This is a genomic window from Formivibrio sp. oc-25 (assembly GCF_055810895.1).
The window spans coordinates 1-22899 of the sequence record NZ_JBVVOL010000026.1 but is presented as its reverse complement, the minus strand read 5'-3'; the positions used below and the strand labels follow the sequence as shown (position 1 = coordinate 22899).

Below are 22899 nucleotides of genomic sequence, written 5' to 3'. Positions count from 1 at the left end.
GCCATGAGCGAAGAATCGGACATCACGCCTGGTTTGTTACGGGTGCTGGGTCTCAGTGCGATTGCAACCCTTGCTGGCCATCTGCTGCCTTTGATTGGCAGTGCCGTAATGGGCATGCTGCTGGGCATGTTATGGCGCTGGAAACACGGTGTGCCGGACCGGTGCCAGCCAGGCGTACGCTTCGCTTCGCAGCAGTTGTTGCAGGGATCGATCATTGCGTTGGGATTCAGCCTGCCGCTGGGGCGAATCGTGCAGACAGGTTTGCACTCTCTGACAGTGACACTGGTAACGATTGGCTGTGCCTTGTGCAGCGCATATATTCTTGGCCGTCTGCTCGGCATACCGGGAAAGTTGTGCATGTTGATCGGTACGGGTACAGCGATATGCGGCGGTTCGGCCATCGCAGCCGTGATCCCGGTGATCAGACCCGCGGAGCACGAAACCGCCTACGCACTTTCGACCATCTTTCTATTCAATATCGTTGCCGTGCTGGTCTTTCCGGTATTTGGTCATTGGCTGGGGCTGAGCGATACCGGTTTTGGCCTGTGGGCTGGCACTGCCATCAACGATACTTCTTCGGTCGTGGCAGCCGCCTATGCATGGAGCCGGGAAGCCGGTGATCACGCCACCATTGTCAAACTCGCGCGCGCATTAATGATCATCCCGCTCACGCTGTCGCTGAGTTTGGTGAATGCTGCCAGACAAGAATCGCAAACACCCGGAGCAATCCGCGTGCATATTCCCTGGTTCATCATCGGCTTCGTACTGGCATCGGCAGTCGGACATGGCTTGCCGCCTCAGGTCAGTATATTGGCACATGCCGCAGCTCAGTTTCTGATCACTGCGGCACTTTGCGCGATTGGCTTATCGCTGGATCAGGGGAAAATGCGACTGACAGGCTGGCGACCGCTGATCCTGGGGATGCTGGTATGGATCAGCGTAGCGGTCAGTAGCTTGCTGGTGCAGCGTCTGAATGGTTACTGGTAGTCAACTTACTCATTGTGTTCAGCTTCGGAACTGGCACTGCCCAGCATGCGCCGGTAATACTCGGCCGCGATCTTGAAGTGGTGGCGCATGGCCGCGCGGGCTGCCATGGGATCGCGCGCGATGATGGCGCGCTCGATGGCAAAGTGCCGTTCATTCAATGCCTTGGCATAAGCGTAATCCATCTGTCCGGATCGGGCTTGCTGCAAACGCGCCCGTGGAATCAGCGCCACATCATGCAGGTAATTGAGGAAATCCGGGAAATATCCATTCTGGGCCGCACGGGCAATATGCATGTGAAATGCCGCATCGGCTTCAGCACCGGATTTCCCGGCCTGCATGGCGGCCCACATTTCCAGCCGGGCTGCCTGAATCTCCTGCAGGTGTTCGCTGGTCCGGCGCTGCGCCGCCAACCCGGCGCATTCCACTTCGATGGCAGCGCGGAATTCAAGCAAATCCAGCATCTTGGATAACGCAGCAATATCGCTGGCCTGAATCTGGAACACAGGCTGCGGGGTTTGTTCTGCCACAAAAATCCCCACCCCCCGCTTGCTGCTCAACAAGCCCTGATCACGCAAGGTAGTCAGCGCTTTGCGTAGTGCGCCAGGACTTACACCCAGTTGCTGGACCAGCTCATCTTCGGGAGGCAAACGCTGGCCGGCAACCAGCTCACCGCTCAGGATCATCTGCTCGATCCGGCTTGCAATATCGGCAGTTAGTGTGTGGGAACTGGCAATCTGATTAAGCATGATAAAAGCCCAAATGAACACGGAAACAGGCTTGCGGCTGACGTCAACAACTGCGATTCAGGCTTTGTGTCGGCATGGCAAACGTGGCTTGCACAGTATAGGAGTACGGTTGTTTTCGTGCCAACAATCCAGTCCGGACAGTCTGAATTGCAACACCTCGTCCGGACATTGCAACCTGGCCAGCCAAGCTCAAAAACTGGCCAGGCGTTACACGTATTTTTGCCACAGTCCGCGTACAAATGGCATTCAGTCCATTACCTGCATCAGCCGAACCATGAACCCGGATTACTTTATCCTGCATGCCGACACCCTGGTTGGCCTGCCAGATTGTCCGAGCCTTCCCCTGCAGCATGCCTGGCGGATTTTCCAGCGCGATTTCAGCAAGGTCTTTGGCAGAAATGCCCACCTTGGCACCCTGCAACAGGCTCAACTGCGCATCGTTTACGCCCCTGCTGCGCACACCCTTGCCCCAGAAGCGTTCTGCCTGCGTTTTTTACCGACAGAAAACGGACCGGTCATGGAATTGCAGGGGGGCGATGACCTGGGTTTGATCTACGGCCTGTTGCACTTGAGCGAACACTATCTGGGCATTGATCCTTTCTGGTTCTGGTGCGAACAGGAACCTGCCGCACGCAGTGCTGTGGCCATCCCATGCAGGGAATACCATTCACCCCCCAGACGGGTGCGCTATCGCGGCTGGTTCGTCAATGATGAAGTCTGTCTGATCGGCTGGTCCGACACCTACCCGCCGGCTGCATCGACCTGGCTGCCGGTATTTGAAACCCTGCTGCGTTGTGGCGGCAATCTGGTCATCCCCGGCACTGACCTGCCCCGCCATGGCGTTCATTGGCAATTGGCCTCCGACATGGGGCTGTACATCACCCACCATCATGCCGAACCGCTGGGCGCGGAAATGTTCCTGCGCGCCCACCCGGATACCGTACCCAGCTACACGCAACATGCCGGATTGTTCGAAGCGTTGTGGCAGGAAGCGATCGAGCGCCAGCGTGAAAAGAAGGTTATCTGGACGCTCGGTTTTCGCGGCCAGGGGGATTGTCCGTTCTGGGAGCAAGACCCCGGCTGCGATACACCGGCCAAACGCGGCGCGCTGATCAGCCAGGTGATCCAGCGCCAGCATGATCTACTCTGCGCGCAGATCGAAAACCCGCCCTGTCTGAGCTATCTGTATGGAGAGCTGACCGAGCTTTATCGCCAGGGGCATCTGGTCTTCCCGCAAGGCGTAACCAAGATCTGGGCCGACAACGGCTATGGCCGCATGGTGTCGCGCCGTCAGGGCAATCAGAATCAGCGCATCCCGGCCTTGCCCGACAAACAGGATCAAGGTCCGCACGGCCTTTATTACCACGCCACCTTCCACGATCTGCAGGCTTCAAGCCATCTGGTCATGCTGCCTGTGGAAAGCACACTGATCGCCAGTGAGCTGACCAGCGCCTTTACCGGCGGAGCGGATCATCTGCTGCTGGTGAACTGCGGCAACATCCGGCCGCATCTCTACACACTGGGGCTGATCCGTGACATCTGGCTGAATGGCAGCGCAGATGCCGGCAATTACCCGCAAACCTTTGCCAGCCGCTATTTCAGCGCGGCGGCAGACACAGCAGAACGCTGCCTGCGCCAGTATTTTGCCGCAGCCATCCAATACGGGCCGCATGCCGATGACAAAGCCGGTGATGAGTTCTATCACCATCCGGCGCGCTCGCTGGCTGGTCATCTGATGCGTGGCGAGTGCAGCCAGGTGGCGGACGATTTGCGCTGGGCAACGGGCGAGCAGACCTTTGACGGACAGCTACAGTGGTTTCTCGATCGCTGTCTCCCTGCCCTGCCCCGGCTGCATGCATTGCTGCAGCAATGCAGCCAGCTTGCGGATAAGCTGCCTGCTGAACAGGCAGAATTTTTCCGGGATTCTCTGTTGTTCCAGGCCAGATTGCACCACAGCGGCTGCCACGGACTGGCGTTGTTGTGTCTGGGCATCCAGGCGCATCGAAGCGGCCAGCATCCCAAGGCATTTGTGCGTGTCTCGCAAGCCATGTGGGCCTACCAGGAAACCCTGACAGCGATGAGAGAGTCCGAACATGGTAAATGGCGCAATTTTTTCAGTGCCGACTGGCTGACCAACGTCCAAAGCACCCTGTATTCGCTCGATGCCCTGCGCAAATACATCCGCATGTTCGGGGATAACCCGGATTATTTTCTCTGGCACAAAACCTACCTGATGCCGGCCAATGAAAGGCAGATCTATCTGGAAAACACCCAGCGCCGCCCCTTGGAAGACGATGAACTGGCCTGCAAGCTGCAGGCACATTTTCGGCTGGGCCAGAACTTGTGAGCTGATGCAAGGTTAAAGACGATGACCCAGGTTTAGCGAAATCTCGCGTGCTGCGGCACAGACCTGAGCGGCCAGCGCTTCGATCTGTGATTCCTCCAGATCAAGTACGGTACCGACTGCACTGATCGCAGCGACCACCTGGCCTTTCATATCAAGGACCGGTGCAGCCACGCAACGGATATTGGGAATATCCTCACCATCGTCCAGGGCCCATCCTTGCTGGCGCACGACCTGCAGGCAATCATGAAATTGCTCCGGATCAGTAATGGTCCGCGCGGTTTTACGCTCCCAGACTATCGTACCGAGCTTGTCCTCCAGCTCGGTCTGCGGCAACCAGGCCAACAACACCTTGCCCAGCGATGAACTGTGCAGTGAAAGCCGCTTGCCCGGCCAGGTATTGATATGGATACGGCTGTTACCTTCGATCTTCGAGAGATAGACAGCTTCGGCCCCCTCCATTACGCCCAGATGGCAAGTCAGTTGCACTGCGTGTGCCAATTCTTTCAACGCAGGCAGGGCCAGCTCTTCCAGTCGCCGCTGTCCGGCCGCGATAGTTCCCAGTTCGAACAGGCGTAATCCCAACACATAGCCGCGGTCGGGCTGCATCTGCAGTGCGCCCAGTTGGCACAGGGTACTGATCAGATGGTGGCAACTGCTGTTGGGTAAATCCAGCCTGCGCCGGATCGCCGCAAAACCCAAGCCAGGCTCTTTGGCCACCAGATCCAGAATGGCAAAACCCTTGGTCAGTGCTGGCGCGGTCGATTTTTCAGAACTGGCTGAATAAACAGGCATCACGAGCCCTCGCTTGTAGCGTTACGCTTCAGATTTCAAAAAACATGATCAATATACTGCCTCCGCCGGTAACACAGAAGTCAGAAACCCGGGGCTGCTGATCGATAAATTCGCACAAGCTTACGTATAAATTTCAAATTATCGGAAATTTCTTCTCCAATCATCAGGATACTTGCCTTGCCCCCACAACCGACTCGCCTGGCTGATCGGGATCAAACGGCAAGTTGATAAATTTCACAACCGCATTTGTGTAGTTTGTTAATTGCGACAACCTAATACCAGCTTTACGATTTTCAGTAAAAGAAATTCCATTCCGTATATGGAATTACCACCCCGACGCATGGCCACATGAAAGCAGCCAGCACCAAGCACGGAATCCATGGCAGTACGCAGCAAGCACACCGCAGTTCAGAAGATTTTCATAATTCTTTGACGAGGAGATCCGCCGTGAGACACGTAACGAAGAAATTTGGCAGCATGGCATTGGCGCTGGGCGTTCTGGCGCAGGGCAGCTGGGCGGCGGATACCACGCTGCGTTTCAGCTGGTGGGGCGGCGGTGAACGGCACGAGGCTACGCTGGCGGCCATCAAGGCATTTGAAGCCAAGAATCCCGGTGTCACCATCAAGGGGGAATACGGCGGATTCCAGGGCTACGTGGATAAACTGGCCGTGCAGATTGCCGGTAGTGTCGAGCCCGATATCATCCAGAGCGACTGGGCCTGGATCTATCAATTCTCCAGAGAAGGCAACGGCTTTTCCGATCTGAAAAAATCAGGCCAGATCCAGCTCGATGCTTTCCTCGGAGAATCCTGGAAGAACGGCATGGTCAACGGCAAGCTCAACGGGGTGCCGACTTCGTACACGGCCCGTATCTTCCTGTGGAACAAAACCATGTGGGACAAGGCAGGCCTGCCGCTTCCCCAAACCTGGGATGAATTCTTTGCCGCAGGCAAGGTATTCGAACAAAAACTCGGCAAGGATTTTTACCCGCTCGATAGCCAGTTGTACGATGCCGCCATGGTGGCCCATGCCTACATGTACCAGAAAACCGGCAAACCCTGGATCTACCCCAACCAGCCCAAGGTTGCCTTTACCCAGGATGAAGCACTGGAATGGGTGCGGACTTACAAGCGCATGGTCGATCAGCATGTGATCTCGACCCATCAATACCGCCTCAGCACTGCCGGCGGCAATATGGAAACCCCGGTTGAACAATTGCCGGATTGGGTCAGCGGCAAGTTTGCCGGCAGCTATGTCTGGGATTCGGTCCTGAAAACCCGCATCAGCACAGCCAAGAACATGACCTTCGACGTTGGCAGCTTCCCGACCCTGCCCGGCGCGAAAAATTCCGGCTATTTTGGCCGCCCGGCCCAGATGATTCTGGTCAGCAAAACCTCCAAGAATCCGGAAATGGCCGCCAAATTTGTCAACTGGATGGTCAACTCAACCGAAGCGGCCCAGATCCTCGGCACGGTACGCGGCGTTTCCATGAGCCGGGATTTCCGTGACACGCAAATCAAGGCTGGCAAGTTCACGCCACTGGAAACCACGGCCATGAACCAGATTGCCCAAGCCAAGATCGACGTGCCCTCCCCGCTGGTGGAAGCCCCGCGCATCCGGACCTGGATTGCCGAAGTCTTTGAAAAATTCGCCCTGGGCAAGATCAGCGATCAGGAAGCCGCCAAGATGCTGGTGGATGACACCAACGCCCAACTGCGCCGGGTCAAATAAGCAAATCGGGGGGATCACATCCCCCTGATTGCATTTACGACCAGCGCCCACCCAACCATTACAAAAGGGAAAACCAATGAAAAATACAAATGGAGACATCGCCCGCGACGTCAGGATTGCTTATATCGGCGGCGGATCACGTGGCTGGGCCTGGAAACTGATGAGCGATCTGGCGCTGGAGCCGCACATGCACGGCGAGGTGCGCCTGTACGATATCAACCAGCAAGCGGCACAGGATAACGCCCTGATCGGCAACAAGATCTCAGCACTGCCGCAATCCTGCAGCCAATGGCGCTACCGTGCTGCCGCCACCCTGGCCGAGGCGCTGGAAGGCGTCGATTTTGTCGTCATGTCGATCGTACCCGGAACCTTTGAGCAAATGCGCTCGGATGTGCATGCGCCGGAGCAACATGGCATCTACCAGGCGGTAGGCGATACCGCTGGCCCCGGCGGCCTGTTGCGGGCGCTGCGCACCCTGCCGATTTATGCGGAATTTGCACGGGCAGTGCGCCAATATTGCCCGGATGCCTGGGTCATCAACTACACCAACCCGATGGCGCTGTGCACGCGGGTTCTGTACGCAGTATTCCCGCAAATCAAGGCGTTTGGCTGCTGTCACGAAGTGTTTGGCACACAGAAACTGCTGGCCGCCGCCATCAATGACATGCTGGGCGAGCCCACACCGCCGCGCGAAGACATTTCGATCAACGTACTGGGCATCAACCATTTCACCTGGCTGGATGCGGCATCCTGGCAAGGCCAGGATCTTTTCCCGCTCTATCGCGAATTCGCCGACAAGCATTACACCGACGGCTGGAAGGACAAGGAGCTGGAAAACTGGATGACCAAGGATGCGGTGTTCCGCTCGCGGCACCGGGTCAAGTTTGATCTGTTCCGCCGCTTTGGACTGATTGCGGCAGCCGGTGATCGGCACCTGGCCGAATTCATGCCCGCATCCTGGTACCTGAAGAATCCGCAAACCGTGGCGGATTGGGCTTTTGGCCTGACACCGGTTGACTGGCGCATCCAGAATCGCGACAAGCTCGAACAACAGGCCAAACGCCTGGTAAGCGCAGAGGAAGCACCCACGCTGATGCCCAGTGGCGAGGAAGGCGTGCGGCAGATGAAAGCCCTGCTGGGATTGGGTGATTTCGTAACCAATGTCAACCTGCCCAACGTCGGCCAACTGGCCGGCGCGCCGCTGCAAGCCGTGGTCGAAACCAATGCCAGCTTCACCCGCGATGGCGTGCGCCCGGTATTCGCCGGCGCCCTGCCGCAAGGGCTGCATGCCATCGTGATGCGCCATATCCAGAATCAGGAAACCACGCTGCAGGCCGCACTGCAATGCGACAAGGAACTGGCATTCCAGGCCTTCGTCAATGATCCGCTGGTCAATATCGACATGGGCGATGCCAGGGTATTGTTCGAGCAGATGCTGCACAACACTCGCGACTGGCTGCCCGGCTGGAAGTTGTAGTCCACCACGGTAGAGGTCGTTCATGATCTGCAGCGTGCAGGCCGTCAGATCATGAACCGCCGCTTTCAAACACGGGAATATCAACATGCCGTCACTGAACCCGACCCTGCTCAGCGAAAAACTGCAGGCACTCTATCAAGGCATCATTGCGATCCGGGAAGATGATGCCTACCTGAAATCAATCGGTGCCTATGGCTCCGACATGTCGATCGAACTGTGGGATTGGTCGCAAGGTGTTGGCCTGTATGGCATCTGGCGCCTGTACCAGGCCAGCGGCGAACAGCGTTATCTGGATTACCTGCAGGGCTGGTATGAGCGCCATGTGGCCGAGGCGGCAATCAAAAACGTCAACCACGTAGCACCGATGCTGACCCTGGTTTCGTTGTACCAGGTCCGGCCCGATCCACGCTGGCTGCCCCTGATCGAAGAATACGGCCACTGGCTGATGCACGATCTGATCCGCACGGAAATGGGCGGTTTCACCCACACCACCGCCACCCGCAACAATGAACAGCAGCTATGGGTGGATACGCTGTTCATGAGCGGACTTTTCCTGGCCAAGGCAGGACGCCTTCTGTCGCGGCCAGACTGGTGCGATGAGGTCCACTATCAATTCTCGCTGCACGCGCAGTTCCTGATCGAGCCGGCCAGCGGCTTGTGGCGGCACGGTTGGCACTTTGCCGAGCGGCACCATTTCGCCGGCGCCTTGTGGGGCCGTGGTAACGGCTGGGCTGCACTGACCGCGGTGGAACTGCTGGAAATACTGTCCGAGCCAGGCCCGGCACAGCGTTTGCTTCTGCAAAACTATCGGCGTCACTGCCGTGCGCTGCTGGCCACGCAATCCGGCAACGGCATGTGGCATACCCTGCTGGATGACCCGACCAGTTATCAGGAAGCCTCGGCGACAGCCGCCATGGCCTGTGCATTGCTCAAAGGGGTGCGACTTGGCCTGCTCGATGCCAGCTACCGTGAGGCAGGCATCCATGCGCTCAGCGCAGTGTTGCAGCGTATCAACCCGGACGGGGAACTGGCCGACGTATCATCAGGCACCCCGGTCTTCAAAACCTTGCATGAATATACGCAAGTGCCGATCAAGCAACGCTCGTATGGCCAGTCACTGGCCATGCTGGCCCTGGCGGAAGGGTTGCTGCATGCGGGATGACTGCAGCAAATCCGATCATTCTGTTGCTTGGCCGCCATGCCGGCATGAATCAGGCTGCCTGTTTCTTCGTCAGCGCTTTCAGATCGGGCAACCATAGCGCCAGAATGCCGGCCAGTGGCAACCAGGCGCACACGCTATAGACGAACTCGATCCCCGCCTGATCGGCCAGTTTGCCAAGACTGGCTGCACCCAAGCCACCCACACCGAAAGCAAACCCGAAAAATAGCCCGGACACCATCCCTACCTTGTCCGGCATCAGCTCCTGTGCGTAGACCAGAATCGCCGAAAAAGCCGATGCCAGGATAAAGCCGATCGGTACCACAAGTATGCCGGTCCAGAACAGGTTGGCATGCGGCAGCAACAGGGTAAACGGCGCGACGCCCAGAATCGAGAACAGGATCACGCGCTTGCGGCCGATCCGGTCGCCTATCGGCCCGCCCAGCACGGTACCGGCCGCCACCGCAGCCAGGAACACGAACAGGTACAGCTGCGAGGTCTGGACAGACACGCCGAACTGATGCATCAGATAGAAGGTGAAATAACTGGTCAGGCTGGCGAGGTACAGGTGCTTGGATACCACCAGCAACATCAGCAAGCCCACCAGCCACAATACTTGCTTGCGTGCGAGCGGCGGTTTGGCTACTGCGCGCCGCACCTGATTGCGGTGCTGATGCGCATACCAGTTGCCAACGCGCCAAAGCACATAGATGCCGAGCAGTGCCACCGGCGCAAACCAGGCCAGACTGCCCTGCCCCAGCGGCAGGACTATCAGTGCGGCCAGCAGCGGGCCGGTAGCCGTACCGGCATTGCCTCCCACCTGGAACAGTGATTGCGCCAGCCCATGCCGGCCACCGGAAGCCATGCGCGCCACACGTGAGGATTCCGGATGAAAAACCGATGAACCGGCACCGACCAGCATCGCCGCCAGCAAAATGATGGCGAAGGTATGTGCTTGCGCCAGCAACAACAGGCCGCACAACGTGAAACTCATGCCGATGACCAGCGAATACGGCTGTGGGCGACGATCGGTATACAACCCGACCATCGGCTGCAACAGCGAGGCCGTGCACTGATAGGCCAGCGTGATCAGTCCGATCTGGGCAAAGCTCAGATGGTAATTGCCTTTCAGAAGCGGATAAATTGCCACGATCAGCGATTGCAGCATGTCATTCATGAAGTGGGAGGCACTGATGGCCCCCAGCACCCGGAACTGGGTATTGTCGGCGGTTGTCGCAACGCTCATATTGGGTGAATCCATCCTGGAAAAACCTGAAACCGGAGCATACCGCCGCAACAACCGTCTGTCCTTGCAATAATGCGACATGCGCAAGCCCGGAGGATTTGGCATATTTTTATCCATTGACCCTTGCTGCATATTGAGCCTTGCCGCACTCGGCTGCATAATGACCGCAATCTCTTGGTGGCAAGCTCAATGAAATTCCTGTTCGATCTCTTCCCGGTCCTGCTTTTTTTCGGCGCTTATTCGATTACTGGCAACATCTACACCGCTACCAGCACGGCGATCGTAGCGACCTTTGGCCAGGTCATTTACAGCTGGCTGCGTCACCGCAAAGTGGACACCATGCTGTGGGTCAGCCTGGTGATGATCACGGTGCTGGGTGGCGCCACGCTGCTGTTGCACAACAAGACCTTCATCCTGTGGAAGCCTACCGCGCTGTACTGGTTCTTTGCGCTCGCTATCGTCGGCACCAAATGGGTCAAGGACATCAACCTGATTGAAAAGATGATGGGCTCCCAGATCAGCCTGCCTGATATGGTATGGACAAGACTGATGCAGGCCTGGATCGTATTTTTCATCATCATGGGCTGCCTTAACCTGTTTGTAGCCTTTCAGTTCAGCGAAGATCTGTGGGTAAAATTCAAGGTATTTGGCACACTGGCCCTGACCCTGGTTTTTGTTGTCCTGCAAAGTATTTACCTGGCACGCCATATCGAACCGGGCAAAAAAACCGATTCCCAGGCCTGAAACGCACATTCCCGGACAACAGCCTCTGCTATGATTGAACTCTTCGATGAAATCCGGGCCAAACTGGCACCACTGCAACCCATCGACATTTCCCTGCATGACGATAGCGCCAGCCATGCTGGCCATGCGGGCAATCGTGGTGGCGGACATATTGATCTACTGATCGTTTCCGCAGCGTTTACCGGAAAGCGGCCCGTTGAACGACACCGCATGGTCTATGACCTGCTTGCCGAATTCATACCCCGGCGTATCCACGCACTCAGCCTGAAAGCACTTGCTCCGGACGAGTTTTAACCCAAGGAAGTTAACATGCAAAAAAAATGTCTCGCACTGGCAGTCTCGGCCCTGATGTTCACTGCAACGGCTTTTGCTGCAGATGTTGCCACCGTCAACGGTGTCACCATTCCTGAAGCCAAGATGACTTACCTGATTCAGCAACTGGCAGCACGTGGCCAGCAGGATACGCCCGAATTGCGCGCCAAGCTGCGTGAAGACTTGATCCGCAACGAGATCATCCTCCAGGAAGCCATGAAGAAGGGTCTCGACAAGAATGCCGAGGTGCAGAGCCAGCTTGAAATGGCACGCACCCAGATCTTGTTCGGTGCCTATATCAATGAGCACCTCAAGGCCAATCCGATTGCAGACGCCGACATGAAGGCGTTCTACGACAAGGAAGTCAAAGCCCAATTTGCCGGCAAGAAGGAATATCACGCCCGCCATATTCTGGTAGCCACCGAAGCCGAAGCCAAAACCATTCTGGCCGATCTGAAAAAGGGCAAGAAGTTTGAAGATCTGGCCAAGGCCAAATCCACCGACAAGGGCAGCGGCGCCAATGGCGGCGATCTGGGCTGGTCCAACCCGGACGATTACGTCAAGGAATTCTCTGCAGCCATGGTGAAACTGACCAAAGGCAAGATCAGCGATGCCCCGGTCAAGAGCCAGTTCGGCTTCCACGTCATCAAGCTGGAAGACGTGCGTGATCTGAAAGGCCCGGCTTATGATGAAGTCAAGGATGAAATCCAGAAGGAACTGCAAAGCCAGATGCTGCAAAAACTGGTCACCGACCTGCGCAGCAAGGCCAAAGTGCAATAAGGTTATTGATGCTTGATCAGATGCGGCCTACGGGCCGCATCTGATTTTTGCAAACCCCTCTTGCGCAGCAAGGTATCCCCTCAAGGAGGGGACGGAAGGGGTGGAAATAAATGAGAGGCTGCAACCCAAGCAGATGCATGACAAGCCCGGCTCCGCCGGGACTTGGAAAAGCATGCATACCACTGTAATGGCAGCCGGTGCGGCCTGACGGCCGCATTTGTTTTTGGAATTTTGCACTCATGTCCAACAAGATTGTCGATGTAGCCGCAGGCGTGCTGATCCGGCCTGATGGCAGTTTTTTCCTGGCCAGCCGCCCGGAAGACAAGGTCTATGCCGGTTACTGGGAATTTCCTGGCGGCAAGCTGGAAGCCGGCGAAACCGCCTTGTGTGCCTTGCGGCGCGAGCTGCATGAAGAACTGGGCATTACCATTACTGCCGCCACCCCATGGCTGGTGCAAACCTTTACCTACGCCCACGCCACCGTCAGGCTGCATTTTTTCCGTGTGACTGACTGGGAGGGCACCCCGCACCCCCATGAAAAGCAGTCTTTTTCATGGCAAATGCCCGGAGCACTGCAAGTTTCGCCCATCCTGCCAGCCAACGGCCCGATCCTGCGCGGTTTGGCACAACCCGACATACTGGCCTTTTCCAATGTGGCGGAACTTGGGGTGACAACCTTCCTGCAGCGGCTGGAGCAGCGGTTGTCGCAAGGTTCGATCCGGCTAGTTTTGCGCGAGCCACAACTCGATATCCCCGCCTATCGGCAACTGGTGTTGCAGGTCAGGCCATTGATGAAGGCCCATCGCGGCACACTGATCCTGCACCGGCATACCGATCTGGCGCTGGAGCTCGGTGCCGATGGCATACACCTGAGTGCGCGCGACTTGGCCATGCTGCAGCAACGACCACGTGGGCTCGACTGGGTGGGAACCTCCACGCATAATCGCTGCGAGCTGGAAACCGCCATGCGCCTGGGTGTCGACTATGCAGTACTTGGGCATGTCAAACAGACACGCTCGCATCCTGGTGAAGCACCGCTGACTTGGCAAGGTTTTGCAGAGCTGGCGGCTTGTGGCTGGCCCTTCCCCATCTATGCCATTGGCGGCATGCAGCGTTCAGATATTGAAACCGCACATCAGCACGGTGCGCACGGCATTGCCATGCTGCGCGCCTGCTGGGAATAACCCGAGGAACTTATATCGTGCCATTTGAAAAATTCCGGCAATACAAAAACAACCCCAAAGCCCGCATCGCCTTCACCTTTCTGGTAGCCATCGTGATCAGTTTCTCGATTCTGGCCGACCAGAAGGATTGGTGGTACGCCTGGACCGGCCAATCCAGAACCGATGTCACCCTTGATTGCCCTGAACTCGCCAATGGCTGCAGCTTTGCCATCGGTGGCAAATCCTATCAGGTCAAAAGCGATATTCCACTGGAACCCGGCAAGCCCTTCATGCTTGATGTCAGTGGCAATATTGCCGCAGCGCGGGCAGTGTGGCGAATGACCAAAATGGATATGGGGCCGAATAATTACACGCTCGTCGCCAATCAGGCCGGCACATGGCAAGCCCAGGTGACCTTGCCCCCATGCCCGCATGGCGGCAAGGAATGGCAGTTGCACCTGGAAATCAATGGCCGGGCGGCGGATATCAACACCCTGGTCAAATAATTGTTACCCGCATGAGTCAAGCCCTGCAGGTAAATTACCGCAGGGCCTTTTTGCATTTACGGCTGCTGAATTTCAGCCAGAGTTGCCAGCAGGCGACGTGCCTCTTCAGCCTGATTGGCCGAACAGGGCCGGAAATCGAATGCTTGGGCTGCGGCCAGCCGAGGATAGAGGTGATGGCCGCTGCGCTGATACGCCGGATCATAGTGTTGCAGGATCAGTTCGCGAAAAAGGGTCGGCTTGTCGGCATCATCGATCAGCGCATGCCAGTGCACGATGGTCTGGCGCCCGTGCAATTCCGTCAGGCGTGCCAGCTGCTGCTTGAACCATTCGGGCTGATCAAACAACGCAGCATAGTCCTCGCACAGAAAAACCACCCTGTCTTCCAGTGAGGCATCCACCCGGATGCAATCCGCCTGCGCCAGCGCCTGCATCAGGGCATCAGGTAATTGCAGCAGGCCGATCTTCTTGCTTTCTGCCTCGACATATACCGGCCGCGCGGGATCAAGCTGCTTGAATGCCTGCCACAACAGGCTGTCGAAACCCTTTTGGCTCGGCTGTGCCACACCGGGCAAGGCGCCCAGCAAGGAACCACGATGCTTGGCCAGATCCTCCAGATCCAGTACCTGCTCGCCGCACTGGGCCAATGCCTGCAGCAAACGTGTCTTGCCGCTGCCCGTCATCCCGCACAGCACGCGGTAAGTGAAGCGAGACGGCAAACTGGCCAGCTCCAGCAGTACCTGCTGGCGATATGCCTTGTAGCCGCCTTCAAGCTGGCGTGCCTTCCAGCCTATCAGGTTGAACCATGCCGTCATCGAGCCGGAACGCTTGCCGCCACGCCAGCAATAGATCAGTGGCCGCCAGTTCTGCGGCTTGTCGGCGAAGATCGTCTGCAGATGGTGTGCGATGTTCTTGGCCACCAGTGCCGCGCCCAAGCGTGTTGCCTCGAATGGCGACACCTGCTTGTACATGGTGCCGATCAGCACCCGTTCCTTATTGGAAAGCACCGGGGCATTGATTGCCCCCGGGATGTGGTCCTCGGCAAACTCCAATGGCGTACGTACATCAATGATGCAATCGAACCGATCGAGGTCGGCAAGCGAGGCAAGCTGGTTTTTCACGTGGCTTCCAATGCGGGATAATGCTGGAAAAATCAAACCGAGGACTTGTCATGAACGAAATCCGGCTGACCCAATTATCCCACGGTGGCGGTTGCGGCTGCAAAATCGCGCCAGCCATGCTGGCCGACATGCTCAAGACCCTGCCGCAAACCGTCATGTTTCCCGATTTGCTGGTAGGCACCGAAACTGCCGACGATGCCGCGGTCTATCGCCTGAACGATGAACAGGCGCTGGTTGCAACCACCGATTTCTTCATGCCGATTGTCGATGATCCCTATGACTTTGGCCGCATCGCCGCCACCAATGCCATTTCCGATATCTACGCCATGGGCGGCAAGCCGATCCTGGCACTGGCCATTGTGGGCATGCCGATCAATACCTTGCCGATCGAGGCTATCCAGAAAATCCTGGAAGGCGGCGCCAGTGTCTGCGCAGCTGCCGGCATTCCGCTGGCAGGTGGCCATTCGATTGATGCGCCGGAACCCATCTATGGCCTGGTGGCACTGGGATTGGTGCATCCGGACAAGGTCAAGCGCAATAGCAGTGCCGAGGCTGGCGACGTACTGATCCTGGGCAAGCCGCTGGGGGTGGGTATTCTGGGAAGCGCGATGAAAAAAGGCGTACTGGATAGCGACGGTTATCGGCAACTGATTGATACCACCACGCAACTGAACAAGGTCGGTGCCGACCTGGCTGCGCTGGATGGTGTGCATGCGCTGACCGATGTCACGGGTTTCGGCCTGCTGGGCCATTTGCTGGAAATCTGCCGTGGCGCCGGTTTGCACGCCGAGATTCACGCAGACAAACTGCCTCTATTGGCGGCCGCAACCGGATTTGCCCAACAGGGAATCGGCCCCGGTGCCATCGGTCGCAACCTGGCAAGTTTCGGTGCGGAGGTGCATTTCGACGAACAAGTTCCAGACTGGCTGCGCCGCATCATGGCAGATGCGCAAACCAGTGGCGGCCTGCTGGCTTCTGTTGCAGCGGATCAAGTGGAATCGGTACTGGCACTGTTCCATGCGCAGGGTTTTGATGCAGCTGCGGTGATCGGGCAGTTGCAGGCCGGCCCCGCCAATGTCCATGTCCAGCCATAAGCGAATAGCAGATGAACAACGAATTCAGCCAAACCGCCATCATCGTCAACCATGATGGCCTCGGCCATGCTGATGAAGCCTTGCGCTACAAGCTGGCAACCAATTATTTCCGCACGCTGCTGGAATTGGGGCAATTGCCGCAGTCAGTGCTGTTCTATGCAGCAGGTGTCAAACTGGTTGCACAAGGATCGCCCTGCCTGAAGGAGCTGACTGAGCTGGCTGCGGTCGGCGTACCGCTGATTGCCTGCCGCACCTGTCTGGATTTCTACGGTTTGATGGAAAGCGTGGCGGTGGGGGAGATTGGCAACATGCTGCGCATAGTCGAAGCCCAGGCGGCCGCGGAAAAGGTCATCGAGGTCTGATTCATTAAAACCCAAGAACCTCTTCACTCCGCTGACGGCCTCTCGCGACAGGGCGTAAACAGGTTCTAATTGATCTGGCCGTGCCCGGGCAAGGAAAAGGCAACGCGGCTGGATGGCTTGCCGAACAGATAGCCCTGCATTTCATCCACGCCCAGACTGGCCAGGTAAGCCGCCTGAATATCGGTTTCCACTCCTTCGGCGATCACATGCAGATTCAGGCCGCTGGCAATCGCGACAATCGCCCGCACGATGGGCGAATCTTCACGCCCCTTTTCGATCTCCCGCACGAATGACTGGTCGATCTTCAGCGTGGTGATCGGCAGGTGCCGCAGATAACTCAATGAGGAATACTGCGTGCCGAAATCATCGATTGCAACGCGTATCCCCTTTTCCACCAGACCAGACAATTTCAACGCAATCACCTGAGGATCGGCAATAAAGGCATTTTCAGTGATTTCAATTTCGAATGTCTTATGCGGCACTGCGTATTTATCCAGCAACCCGACCAGACGCACACAGAAATCCTGCTCCGCCAGCACCTCGGGCGGCACATTGACCGACATGCGCGCCAGTGGCCGCCCCAATTGCCTGCAGGCACTGATTGTCTGGCAGGCACGTTCGATCACCCAGTAGGTCAGCGGCCCCATCATGCCGATTTCTTCAACGATATCGAGAAAGGCACCCGCCGAAATCAAGCCTTTGCTGGGGTGGTGCCAGCGAATGAGCGCCTCGTGGCCAATGATGTGGCGCGATTTGGTATCGACCTGCGGCTGGTAATGCAGTTCGAACTGCCCTTGTTCCAGCGCTCGCCGAATTTCACCTTCGAGACTCAACCGGCGGCTGGATTTTTCATCCATGATGGGCAGGAAAAAGCCAAATCCGTTGCGCCCTTGCGATTTGATATCGTACATCGCGATATCTGCATGACGCAGCAAGGTTTCGATATCTCCCCCGTCATCGGGATACACCGCGATTCCGATACTGGCAGTCAGGAAGACATCACAACCGTCAATTACAAACGGCTTGGCTACGGCGCCGACCAGCTTTGAAGCGACGATGGTTGCATCGTCACGGCTGCGCAAATCCGGCAACAACACGGTGAATTCATCACCGCCCACGCGGGCGAGCGTATCGGTTTCCCGCAATGCCTGTTGCAGACGCTGCGCAGCCTGCTTGAGCAGCTCGTCACCTTTCAAATGTCCGAACGTATCGTTGGCCAGCTTGAAGCGATCAAGATCGATGAACATGGCCGCCACTCTGGCCCCACTGCGACGGGCCTGTACCATCGCCAGGCCCAGCCTGTCCCGGAACAGCACCCGGTTCGGCAAACCTGTCAGTACATCGTGGTAAGCCAGGTAAGTCAGCCGTTCCTGGGTGGCCTTCTTGTCGGTGACATCACGCGCAACGCCATAGATCTTGCTCTTGCGTGACATCGCGCCGGGTGGACCTACCAAATCCAGCGTGATGGGTACCAGATTGACTTCAAAGTAGCGCGCCTGTGTTTCATCACTCTGGTTGACCACGCGAAATTCGATCATGTGCTGGGTTTTGACACGTTCCAGAGCATATTCGACGCGCTCGACATCGGCAGGAACAATCAGCGAAAACAGGGATATGCCAAGCAACTGATCGGGATGACAGCCAATAAGATCCTGGGAGCGATCATTGATGAAAGTGAAACAGCTGTTCTCGTCCAGCGTGAAGATCAAATCGGGAGACGCTTCCACCAATGATCGATGCAGGCGTTCGGAATGATGCAATTGTTGCGCCATCTCCGCATTGGTGCGCTTGAGATTGCGTCGCTGCAAGGCCATGTCGACCCGATGCAGCAACTCTTCCGGCTCGTACGGTTTGCGCACGTAATCGCTTGCGCCCAGACGCAAGGCCCCGATTGCGGAATCGATGGCCGCATCGCCACTTACCACCAGCACAGCTGTATCGATGCCGGCACGGCGTATCATTGCCAGCAAGTCCAGTCCATTGACTTCGCCCAGATGCAGATCAAGCAACATCAGGTCGACGCCACCCGCCATCAGGTGAGCCAAGGCAGATTGCATGTTCTCGCAAGTCGTTACCTGATAGGTGCGGCTGCGCAACAGAATGGCAACACTATCGCGCAGCCGGGGTTCATCGTCGACCACCAGCAGGCGTGCACCGGCAACGACGGCACCCACGGCAATTGGACTGGCGGCTTCTGGCGGTGCGAGATAGGAACTCATCAGCGAAAAATTCATTGACGCACCACCGGCAACAGTATCTGGAAGCGCGTACCGTCCTGATCAGAACGACAATTGATCAGTCCATTCAACTCATGCACCAGTTGGCCGACCACTGCCAGCCCCACCCCTTGGTGCTCACCACCTTTTTTGCTGACCACCTGTTGGTACATGGAAGAAAGAACATGTTGGGGCAAGCCTGGCCCGGTATCTTCGACACAGATTTCAATATGGGACAAACCGGCGTCGCCACCATGCCATGGCGCAGAGGTCAGCCTGAGCTTACCGCCCTTGGGCATGGCTTCCACCGCATTCTTGAGTAGATTCACCAGCAACTGCTTGAGCTTGTCACGATCCGAAACGATTTCCGGCAGCTCGCTGCTCAAACCGACGCGGATATCCATATTGTTTGCAGACGGAATGGAGCCTCGGAAAAGCGTAACCAGATCGTCAATCACGCGGTTCACCTGGACCTTTCCCACGCCGCCGGAGCTGCCATTCGAATCTTCGCGTGCCGCGCGCAGCATTTTACTGATTCGCTCGACTTCATCGCGCACGATGGCCAACTCGGGCTGCGCCGAACCCTTGCCTGCATTCTCTGATTCCAACACGGTCAGGTAGTTGCGGATGATCGTCAGCGGATTATTGATTTCGTGAATCAGGGTATTCACCCGTTGCTTGATGCCGGCAGCGTCTGGATTGGATTGTGCCAGCAAGCTGGCCTTGTTCGTAGCAATGAGCTGCTCGGCACTCAACCGGCCAAAATGCGCCAGGCATGGCAATCTTTCCTGCAGCAACGCAACCTGCTCGGCCGTGGTGATGGCAGCCACCATAACCCCGACACAGGAAGACAAGGTACGCAGCGGCAACAGCAACACCCCTACCCCGCCCACCGCACGCAAAATCTGGTCATCAATGATCTGGGAACCGCTATTTTCCGGCAACAAGAGCGTTGGCCCGAGATCAAGTGAGCGAGCCAGCATTGATGCACTGCGGCCACGCACGAATTCAAGCTGTGAAATTCTGGTGCTTTGCCGGCCCAGCGATTTGGCCCGGAAACATTCGGCATTGGCTGACGTACGTTCGAAACAGAATATCGCATCCAGATTGAACAGCACTTTCATGGCCAGGGCGATGGCCTGCAAGGAAAACTCCAGCCCTTCTACCTTCAGGGCATCGCTGAGCACCTTGTTAACCAGCAGGATATCCTGGATGCGTGTGGCGAACTGCATGTCATCCTTGGCCTGCTGTTCGGTCTGCATCACAGGCGTTGCCGGCTCCGGCGGCTCCACCGCAAGCTTGATGCCAAAATGATCGGCAATTGCTGCCAGCTCGCGCTCGACGGTGTCGAGCAATGTCTGTGGCTCCTTGACGGCAACTCCGCACAGCAACAACAGATTCCAATCCGGTTTCGCATCTTTTGCTTCTTGCTGGCCGACCAACTGGTTGGCCAGCAGCACCAACTTCACCAATGCGGGTGCTGCAACAATGCGCTCGGCTGGCTCATGGTGATAGAGCACGCAATCACCGAGGAAGGAATCCAGTGCCCATTTCTCTACCAGCCACGCACCGACCTCGGCGTGATTAAGGCCAAACTGCTCCTGCTCCAGTGCACATAATTCATCCCCATCGGCATACTTCCGGAAGATCAATTTGTAATCATCAGGCGCGGTCACCAGCATCGCCAAGCGGCCGATATCGTGCAGCAAGCCGCCCAGATAAGCTTCGTCGGGGTTGTCATAACCGGTTTTGCGGGCAAGTTCTCGTGCCAGCAACGCGCAGCGCAGCGAGTGCGCCCAGAAACGATTCAGATCGACCTCGCGCAGCACGGTAAAACGGCTGAACGCCTGCATGACCGACTCATTGATGACAACAATCTTGACCATGCTCACGCCAAGCAGGGACAAGCATTGTTCCAGCGTTACCGGGCGAGACCGCCGCTGGTAGATAGCGGAGCTGGCAATGGCAAAGATGCGCGTCACCAATCCGGCATCGCGACTGATCAGCGTGGCAAGATCTCCAAGATTCAGGTCATCCCGGTGACAAAGATCCAGCAGCCTTGCCATGATCTGCGGCATGGCCGGCAAATGTGCCAGTGAAAGCTTGCCACGCAAGTCGCAGCGTTTTTTGTCGCGCAACAACGTATTGGCACCAGCTATGGCTACGAGCTGTCCATCCGTCATGATTGCAATCTCCACGGCATTGACCCGGCTGTTCCAAATACCATTTTCACCCAGATACGATCATCAATATTGACCAGCCCGCGGCTTTGATTAGGCTCTGTTGACATTTGATTAATTTTTACGCGGCTGGGGTATTTTGCTCCAGTACAAGGCATTTCCCAGGCCGCGGTACGGGTACCGCAAGTGAGAAATAACGCCGTAATGGAGCAAAAGACCCCGCCGCCCGAAGGGCAAGTCCGCCAATCTTGTCGGATGCTTTGTCGCCAATGCTCGCAATACACCAGTATTGCTTGCCTTGGCTTCTCGCCCCAGCAAGTTGGCGGGCTTGCGTAAAAAACAATCAAACGTCAACAGAGCCTAAGCATTTCAGGCACTAGCCATTTATTCTCTATATAATTAATTGCTAATTTTCAGATATCCCAAGCCGCCTTGATAATACATGGAAACAATAAGGCAATTGAGAAACTTCAGAATCCATATTCATACTACGATATAGATATTTGTTTTGGCTGGTATTTTTTATTTTCACCCAATAAATGCGTATCTAACTTGCAACAAATTACGAGCATAAGCCATATAGAAAGTAAAAATCAGGATGAAATTAATAATCCCCATAAATTCTTTCATTTAAATTACTTTTATTTTAATTAATAATTCAACTACCACTCAGACAATGTAACACCAGCCCCAATCATCGTTTGGCGATGATTGTAATCAATCAGACTCTCACCATATCCCGAAAACAATTCAACATAGCCCTTCAATCGACCTGCAATTGGGAAAGACCAGCCTAGGCGGACAGAACCATGAACATTCGGGCCGCTGCGCAAACCGTGACGCGCCTGTAATGTGAGCTGATGGCCGTTGTGCAAATAGCTGAGCGCAACCTCTGCCCGGCCGATGTGATCGCTGATATCTGGATTATCATCCTCGCTCGCGCGCTCGGGAATCCGCCACCATGGGCGCATGGCAAGTATCCAATCACCGCGTTGCAGCGCCACCTCACCAACAATTCTGTTCCAGCTCCGCGAAAGTGGCAGTGACCGTCCGTTGGATTGATGATTGATTCCCACCCCCAGCATGCGCGCACGCCAGCCAAGAACCGGTTGATCCATTTCGAAAACCAGTATGGCCTCTGGCTCATAGTTGGTTTCCCTAAATGGCGCGGAAAGTCCATGGTTATAGACTTGCCAGCGCGCTGACTGCGTATAGCCAAACCACAAGTCGCCATTGTCACCCCAGATATCACGCAGCAGGCGGGTCTTGAAACTGATCTGATACTTTGCCTCCACGCTATCCAGATCAACCGGCGCAGACAGCGTATGGCCGGAGCTTGGCGAGGTGGGCATGCTGTTGTGCCGGCTGGTTTTGGTGACTGGCAGCAGATAGATGGGTCGGTATCGACGCAATTTGAAAAGATCGTCGTCGTGGGCCGAATCAAATGCCCAACGTTTCCCGACATGATCGACACCCTGCACAGTTGAAGCCGATACCGTATCGGGAGTCTCCGCAAAAACATCCTGCGCTGCGGGCGGCAATGCTGCAGACGGTTGTCTGCCTGCAGCCGCGTCATAGCAAGCAAGTCGCTCTGCATCCCCGACGATACCGACGCAACTGGCAATACTGCCGACCGCAACCGGTGATACTGTTGCCAATCCGGCAATAAAAAACCAAAGCGGCTTCAAACGCAGTCCATGATCAAAACGCATGAATCGCTACTCCTTGCATGTCATCCAGGCACATGCTGCAGAATACAAAAAACCCTGCCGGTTTTCACCGGCAGGGCTCTTAAGAACGCCAGAAACAATCAGCTACAGAACAGCGACGTCGCCGCACAGATCTGCGCATCGGATACCAAACCGCCCAGCCACGGCAGCAGCAACGACACCACCGGAACATAGGTCACAATCAGCAACACCACAAACAAACCCACATA

19 protein-coding genes are annotated in these 22899 nt (G+C 56.5%); 12 read left to right on the top strand and 7 right to left on the bottom strand.

What is annotated here, in order from left to right; translation table 11 throughout:
- Positions 1-3: 3 nt before the first annotated feature.
- Complete coding sequence (locus AC0KVQ_RS13695) at positions 4-987, top strand: YeiH family protein (protein WP_473421730.1); 984 nt, start codon at positions 4-6, stop codon at positions 985-987.
- 5 nt (positions 988-992) lie between these two features.
- Here AC0KVQ_RS13695 and AC0KVQ_RS13690 read toward each other — a convergent pair whose 3' ends face one another.
- Positions 993-1733: a FadR/GntR family transcriptional regulator gene (locus AC0KVQ_RS13690; RefSeq protein WP_473421729.1), complete on the bottom strand. Its 741-nt coding sequence runs from the start codon at positions 1731-1733 to the stop codon at positions 993-995.
- A 274-nt stretch (positions 1734-2007) separates the two neighbouring features.
- Between AC0KVQ_RS13690 and AC0KVQ_RS13685 the strand changes: the two genes are divergently transcribed.
- A complete protein-coding gene (locus tag AC0KVQ_RS13685) occupies positions 2008-4080 on the top strand; it encodes a glycosyl hydrolase 115 family protein (RefSeq protein ID WP_473421728.1) in 2073 nt (690 codons plus the stop codon).
- Between the two features lie 12 nt (positions 4081-4092).
- Here AC0KVQ_RS13685 and AC0KVQ_RS13680 read toward each other — a convergent pair whose 3' ends face one another.
- Positions 4093-4872, bottom strand: coding sequence for an IclR family transcriptional regulator (locus AC0KVQ_RS13680; protein ID WP_473421727.1), 780 nt, complete (start codon positions 4870-4872; stop codon positions 4093-4095).
- A 447-nt stretch (positions 4873-5319) separates the two neighbouring features.
- Between AC0KVQ_RS13680 and AC0KVQ_RS13675 the strand changes: the two genes are divergently transcribed.
- From AC0KVQ_RS13675 to AC0KVQ_RS13665, 3 genes are all read left to right on the top strand, one after another.
- A complete protein-coding gene (locus AC0KVQ_RS13675; RefSeq protein WP_473421726.1) occupies positions 5320-6603 on the top strand; it encodes an ABC transporter substrate-binding protein in 1284 nt (427 codons plus the stop codon).
- A 76-nt stretch (positions 6604-6679) separates the two neighbouring features.
- Positions 6680-8080: a family 4 glycosyl hydrolase gene (locus AC0KVQ_RS13670; RefSeq protein WP_473421725.1), complete on the top strand. Its 1401-nt coding sequence runs from the start codon at positions 6680-6682 to the stop codon at positions 8078-8080.
- 85 nt (positions 8081-8165) lie between these two features.
- Complete coding sequence (locus tag AC0KVQ_RS13665; RefSeq protein WP_473421724.1) at positions 8166-9242, top strand: glycoside hydrolase family 88/105 protein; 1077 nt, start codon at positions 8166-8168, stop codon at positions 9240-9242.
- A 49-nt stretch (positions 9243-9291) separates the two neighbouring features.
- On the opposite strand, the gene AC0KVQ_RS13660 is transcribed toward AC0KVQ_RS13665, so the two are convergent.
- Complete coding sequence (locus AC0KVQ_RS13660) at positions 9292-10485, bottom strand: MFS transporter (RefSeq protein WP_473421723.1); 1194 nt, start codon at positions 10483-10485, stop codon at positions 9292-9294.
- Positions 10486-10674: 189 nt separating this feature from the next.
- Here AC0KVQ_RS13660 and AC0KVQ_RS13655 point away from each other — a divergent pair, with 189 nt between their 5' ends.
- From AC0KVQ_RS13655 to AC0KVQ_RS13635, 5 genes are all read left to right on the top strand, one after another.
- Complete coding sequence (locus AC0KVQ_RS13655; protein WP_473421722.1) at positions 10675-11229, top strand: septation protein A; 555 nt, start codon at positions 10675-10677, stop codon at positions 11227-11229.
- Positions 11230-11259: 30 nt separating this feature from the next.
- A complete protein-coding gene (locus tag AC0KVQ_RS13650) occupies positions 11260-11523 on the top strand; it encodes a BolA family protein (protein ID WP_473421721.1) in 264 nt (87 codons plus the stop codon).
- Between the two features lie 15 nt (positions 11524-11538).
- Positions 11539-12321, top strand: coding sequence for a peptidylprolyl isomerase (locus AC0KVQ_RS13645; protein ID WP_473421720.1), 783 nt, complete (start codon positions 11539-11541; stop codon positions 12319-12321).
- A 239-nt stretch (positions 12322-12560) separates the two neighbouring features.
- Complete coding sequence (locus AC0KVQ_RS13640; RefSeq protein WP_473421719.1) at positions 12561-13505, top strand: Nudix family hydrolase; 945 nt, start codon at positions 12561-12563, stop codon at positions 13503-13505.
- A 17-nt stretch (positions 13506-13522) separates the two neighbouring features.
- Positions 13523-13990, top strand: a complete 468-nt coding sequence (locus tag AC0KVQ_RS13635; protein ID WP_473421718.1) for a hypothetical protein — start codon at positions 13523-13525, stop codon at positions 13988-13990.
- 56 nt (positions 13991-14046) lie between these two features.
- Here AC0KVQ_RS13635 and mnmH read toward each other — a convergent pair whose 3' ends face one another.
- The gene (gene mnmH, locus AC0KVQ_RS13630; RefSeq protein WP_473421717.1) at positions 14047-15108 is read right to left on the bottom strand and encodes a tRNA 2-selenouridine(34) synthase MnmH; all 1062 of its coding nucleotides are present in this window, start codon (positions 15106-15108) and stop codon (positions 14047-14049) included.
- Between the two features lie 50 nt (positions 15109-15158).
- Between mnmH and selD the strand changes: the two genes are divergently transcribed.
- Positions 15159-16202 (top strand): selenide, water dikinase SelD, encoded by a 1044-nt coding sequence (selD, locus tag AC0KVQ_RS13625; protein WP_473421716.1) that lies wholly within the window; start codon positions 15159-15161, stop codon positions 16200-16202.
- 11 nt (positions 16203-16213) lie between these two features.
- The gene (gene yedF, locus AC0KVQ_RS13620; protein WP_473421715.1) at positions 16214-16564 is read left to right on the top strand and encodes a sulfurtransferase-like selenium metabolism protein YedF; all 351 of its coding nucleotides are present in this window, start codon (positions 16214-16216) and stop codon (positions 16562-16564) included.
- A 65-nt stretch (positions 16565-16629) separates the two neighbouring features.
- Here the strand turns inward: yedF and AC0KVQ_RS13615 are convergent, their stop codons facing one another.
- The 3 genes from AC0KVQ_RS13615 to AC0KVQ_RS13605 all read right to left on the bottom strand — a co-directional run bounded on the left by AC0KVQ_RS13615 (position 16630) and on the right by AC0KVQ_RS13605 (position 22672).
- Complete coding sequence (locus AC0KVQ_RS13615; RefSeq protein ID WP_473421714.1) at positions 16630-18798, bottom strand: EAL domain-containing response regulator; 2169 nt, start codon at positions 18796-18798, stop codon at positions 16630-16632.
- On the bottom strand, positions 18795-20963 hold the full coding sequence (locus AC0KVQ_RS13610) for an HDOD domain-containing protein (RefSeq protein WP_473421713.1): 2169 nt from the start codon (positions 20961-20963) through the stop codon (positions 18795-18797). The genes AC0KVQ_RS13615 and AC0KVQ_RS13610 overlap by 4 nt, the downstream gene beginning before the upstream one ends.
- Positions 20964-21622: 659 nt before the next feature.
- The gene (locus AC0KVQ_RS13605) at positions 21623-22672 is read right to left on the bottom strand and encodes a phospholipase A (RefSeq protein ID WP_473421712.1); all 1050 of its coding nucleotides are present in this window, start codon (positions 22670-22672) and stop codon (positions 21623-21625) included.
- Positions 22673-22899: the final 227 nt, after the last annotated feature.